This window comes from Xanthomonas cissicola (assembly GCF_008801575.1).
Lineage (GTDB): Bacteria > Pseudomonadota > Gammaproteobacteria > Xanthomonadales > Xanthomonadaceae > Xanthomonas > Xanthomonas cissicola.
In genome coordinates, this window is sequence record NZ_VZPL01000135.1 from 1 (window position 1) to 4908 (window position 4908).

Below are 4908 nucleotides of genomic sequence, written 5' to 3' on the forward strand. Positions count from 1 at the left end.
CGGCCTGGCCAAAAACACCGCACACGTGCTGACCTTGTTTGCGCTCTCCAATCTGTGGATGAAGCGAAAGCAGTTGCTGCCGGCTATGGGGAGCGTGCGCCTGTAAACCAGGAAATTCCCACGGAAAGCGCCAGAAATGGCGAAATTCCAAAGATTCAAACGCCACTCTTCGGAACGACGCGACATCCCGCACTCTCAGGCCTCGTTATTCAGACCTTCCCTAGCGTGAGGTTGCGCAGACCTTGCATCCGCCCCAGGTCTGCGGGCAGCTCGTCCAACGGGGTCATCATCAATTGAAGGGTTCTTAGATTGGACAGACGCGTCAACGAAGGTGGCAGCTTTTTCAGGCCCGGCGCGCCAACGACTTGCAGATGGCGGAGCTGGCGCAGCTGTCCCAGGCTGCCCGGCAGCGACTGAAGCCCGGTATGTAACAGCGTCAATTTCTGTAGCGCGTCGAGCCGGCCGACCGCATCAGGCAGCGTCGTGGCAGGAAGGCCGTGGTCGAGGACAAGCTCGGTGCTTCGGCGGGTCGCTGCACGGCGGATCGTGTCTGCCGCGCGTTGCAGCACCTCCCGCGACGTATCTCTCTGCCCGTCGTACAGGTTGTAGCCCGTTCGAACCCCCTCTGCCAACGGTAGGCTTTGCGCAAGCCAATCGTCGATGTCGTGCTCGATGCTGCGCGGTGGCGCAGAAGAGGCTCCCGCGAGTGCAGCCGGCTGGCCCGACGGACGCAGAGGTGATCGGAAAGACTCTTTTGCCCCGCGTTTCTAGGCGCCGACGTGTCTGCCGCCGCCGCGCTTTCGCGCCGCCGTGGCCGCGCGAGCAGAGGGCTCAGCAAGCCCTCTGCGGCCGAAGGCTGATGTGAAGGCCTGTCTTCAGCCGGTGCTTGATCGGCAGTGTCCGTTCGCGGACGCGAGCGCAGTAAGCGATTTATATTGAACATGGAGGTATCTCCTGCGTAGTCGGCTGGCTGCAGCGTTTGCGGAATGCAGGCTACTGCGATGCGACTGTCATCACTGCACCAAAGCGAAGAGGTTGTATCGCCTGGCGAATCAGACGCTTGTGTCCAAGGGCGCAGCCGTGCTGCGTATCTGCTCACCGAAAGCGGTGAATGGTTCGAGGTTCGATTTAATCGGTTTTCAGCGTGAAACACACGATGGCAACAGGAGACCGATCAGGTGGTGCGCCACATCGTTCGCGACTCAGGATGCACGCGCGTCGACCGTCTTCATTGCAAGGATGTTGATGCTCCCGGGACAGCCTCCGGCATCCCGTCGCTTAATCGCCCGCAGGCACATTACGGCTGCAGCGGCGCCGGAACGTGCCTCCAGGCACCTAGAGGCACGTTCATACGAAGGTTGCCAAGCGAACCGCAACGCACCATCGCAGCGCGACCCCGCAGCACGTCGTGGCGGATCGACCGGCGTTGCCGCAACGCCCACGTTCACGAGCACCAACGCCGGCTGCAGGACGTCTAACGCAAATGTCGCTGTGGCATGCGCGTTATCTACGACGCACTCTGATATTCCTCAGGTTCTGTCGCAGGTCTCCCTCGAAATTGTTGGCAACGTTCGTGGGAACAATCTGCTTACCCATCGGGATGCCGCCGGCGTTTTCCATCTTCTGGTGGATCTCCCCGTCTTTCTGCTTGTCCAGTTGATATTCTTCGTAATGCAAACCCGCCAAGACGGGCATCTTGAGAATTTCAACCGATTTACTGATAGCGGTGCCGCCGACATAGCCTTTTGCGAACTCCGCGGCGCTCTGCCGTTCGGCCGCCGTTTTACCCGCACCTTTGGCCACGCCCTTGGCAGTTCCCTTGGCCGCACCCTCAGCTGTTTCCTTGGCCGCGGCTTCGGCGACTCCCTTGGCGACCGCCTTGGCTCCGATTCTGGCCGTGGGTCCGCCGACTGCTCCAACCACTGCTCCGGCTATATTGATGCCGGCCAGCTTCAAGGCAAGCGACATGTCGCCACCTTGAATTGCGGTGTCGACCACCTGCGCCGCCTGCGCCTCGCTTTCCAATGCAATCGACGCCGCATCGGTAATTTCGCCGATGATGGGAATCCCATTCAATGCGCTGAGGCCAACGGACATCCAGTCCAGGATCTTGCTGTCCCACTTGAGGAACTCGTGCAAGCCCTCCTGGAACACGCCGACGTCTTTTTTGGGCTTCTTGATCGCGGGCGGATCGTCCTTGCCCATCAGCATGTCCGAGACGGCCTTTTGCTGCTCGGCCGAGCTGGCATCGTGCGTGACCGGCTTGTCCACGGTCTTGTTGGCTGCGCTCATGTTGTCGTAGAACCGCCGGAAATCGTCCTGGCTGATCTTGCCCGAGTCGACGACATGACCACCCCCGAAGAAGCGATGTGGCTTCTTGTAGCCGGTGATCGAGTTGTTCAACAACCCGAACAGCAACGGATCGTTCAACAACTGCGTCGCGGCCTCTTTCACCGCGGGGTCGGCCTTGTCGTCCTTGGAAATGGAGTCGAGCTTGTCGCGGGTCACTTCCTTGCCATCGCCGTAAAAAGCGTCTTGATGACTGTTGATGGTGTCCAGCGTCTTCTGCTCGTCCGCCGTCAGGTGAATCTCGGAGCTGGCTTTCTGCAGGAAGTCCGGTTTGCTCATCGAGCCGGAGTCTCCTGCCAGCGCTTTCCACTGGTCGGGATGATCACGAAAATACTGTGCGGCAGCGATGACCTGCGGCGGACATTTCTTGGTGCTGCTTTCGCCGTCCACCAGAGACTTGAAGGTATCCTGATTCAGATCGTCCGGCAGATAGTCCGAATAGCGGTACAGCTCACGCATGGCATCGCTCTCGTTCATTACCGACGCCTTGGTCTTGTCCGGGCTGTCCGAGGCCACGTAGTTCTGTGTGTAGCTCTTTGCTTGCTTGTCGGCGTACTCGGCGACCTGCGCATGGTGCGAGACGAACTTGCCGAGATCGCCGTCTTTGATCTTGCCGCCGCACTTGCCATCACCTTGCGAGCCGATCGCGAAGAACAGCCGCGGGTCCGACTGCAAGTCGGTCAATGCCTTCTTCAGATCCGGTGGTGTCGACGGGTCGTTGATCTTTGCATCCAGATCGGACCACTTGAGTGGGCACTGATCCTTATGGCGATTGAGCGTACTGACGATTTCCAGCTCATTCTGGGTGAGCGTTCCACCATCCCAGGTGACCGATGAGCCATCGACGGCGGGAGGTGGCGTCGATCCCTTGATGTCCTTGGGGTTCAACTGGTCGTTCTTCCCGCCCATCGCCTTGACCTGCGGATGCGAATCGGAGAAATCCCAGAGATCCTGCGCCTTGATCTTGCCGCCGCACTTGCCGTCTCCCTGCGAACCGATCGCAAAGAACAAGCGCGGGTCCTGCTTCAGTCCCTGCAATGCGGCCTTCAGGTCGGCGGGCGTGGAAGGGTCGTTGATCTTGTCATCGAGATTCTTGTATTCGAGCGGCATCTGATCCTTGTGGGCATTCAAGGTCGAAACGATCTGCAGCTCCGATGGTGTGAGCGTGCCACCGTTCCAGGTGACCGTTGAGCCCTCCAACGCTGGTGGCGCGTCCTTACCCTTGATGTCCTTGGGATCGAAGTCGTAGCCCAGCGATGGCCACGAGGTGCGCTTCTCGATCGGCTGGTTGGCTTGATCGTCCGATGCAGAAGACGGGGTGCTGGCATCGCCGCTTGGCGCGCTTGTTGGTGCATCGGCTGACCCATTGCCTGATGTACTCGTTGGCGCGTTGGTTTGGAGGGCTGCCAGCAGCTGGTAGATCAGCAGAAAGATGTCGTCCATCGTCGACGGCAGATCGGAGTCATCCTTGGACGAATCCGACCCCAACAGCTCCGACGAATCGGACTCGTTTAGAGGAGTGCCCAGCAATTGGCTGGGGTTGCTCCCGGTAGAAAGTGTATTGAGCGACATATGGGCGGCCTCGCAATGGCAGAATTGGCAGAAGCACCTGCGTATAAGCTTTCTCTTATACGGCCGCACGGGTGCGCCCATGCGGTGTAGCCGTATGTTGCCAATCTGCGCGATGGGCACCTTGGTCGACGAACTATTTTGGCGAAAAAAGCGCAAAAATCGGTGCGTCGATGCCCTATTCAGGGGCTGCTCGTTCGCGCGCAGCTGCCCGACAGACGAGTGCTCCTGCTGTGGCCTGTCCCATCATGACTATCGGGTTGATACGGCGTTGCAAACCGATGAGTGCCAAGAATGCATGTCATGAGGATTGTCCGGATTATTCGGCTGCTCCAGATGGAATTTGCACTGATTATGATGATGGAGACCGCTGAAATTGAAGTTGATGATGTGCGCAGATAGTTAGTATTTGTGTCATGCGTTGTGTGCATGTAGGCCGCCAGGGTGCGAGACCTCCCTGCGTCGCCTGTATGTGCAGCCAGAGGGCCGGATGATTCACCGGATCAAGGTCGCTCTTGTCCCGCCGATGTCCGCTCTAAAAGTGTGGCGCAGGTTTTGGTCGGCCAATTTGCGGTGACCCAACTTCGTGTACAGCGCTGGTGGTTCGCTGTGCTTCGCTCGGGCGCGAAGTGCGGCGCAAGCCAATCTGGCGCACGCAATTGGTGCATTGGCACTACCTGTTGGTGCATGAATGCGGTATCGAAAATGCCCTCATGGAGTATCTCTTATGTTGGAATCGCATAATCGGAAATCAGCGAATACCGCGTTTCTTATCGGCCTGAGCGCATGTCTCCGATTGCCGGGCAAGCTTGCGCAGCGGCTCGGCGAAGGCGAAACCATTCTGGGGCCGGCCGGCATGCTGTCGTAAGCTCCCCCGATCCGCAGACACCGCATAAGTAGATCTTTCTGGCATCGTTCCCAAGTCAGGAGGTTCCATGCGCACATCGAAGTTCACCGAGACACAGATCATCGCCACGCTGAAGCAGGCCG

General features: G+C 58.9%; 1 protein-coding gene and 3 pseudogenes. 2 read left to right on the plus strand and 2 right to left on the minus strand.

The genetic code is table 11. The annotated features are described in order from the left end of the window. Nucleotides 1-106: pseudogene (locus F7R02_RS24240) on the plus strand (IS5/IS1182 family transposase); the annotation flags it as partial. Nucleotides 107-218: 112 nt separating this feature from the next. Here the strand turns inward: F7R02_RS24240 and F7R02_RS24250 are convergent. Then, a pseudogene (locus F7R02_RS24250) lies at nucleotides 219-632 on the minus strand (leucine-rich repeat domain-containing protein); the annotation flags it as partial. 871 nt (nucleotides 633-1503) lie between these two features. Continuing rightward, nucleotides 1504-3921 carry an HrpF/NolX family T3SS translocon protein gene (locus tag F7R02_RS24260; protein ID WP_078590765.1) on the minus strand — a complete coding sequence of 806 codons (2418 nt, stop codon included), beginning with the start codon at nucleotides 3919-3921 and terminating at the stop codon, nucleotides 1504-1506. Nucleotides 3922-4645: 724 nt separating this feature from the next. Here F7R02_RS24260 and F7R02_RS27620 point away from each other — a divergent pair. Continuing rightward, a pseudogene (locus tag F7R02_RS27620) lies at nucleotides 4646-4780 on the plus strand (HpaI protein); the annotation flags it as partial. Nucleotides 4781-4908 lie beyond the last annotated feature (128 nt).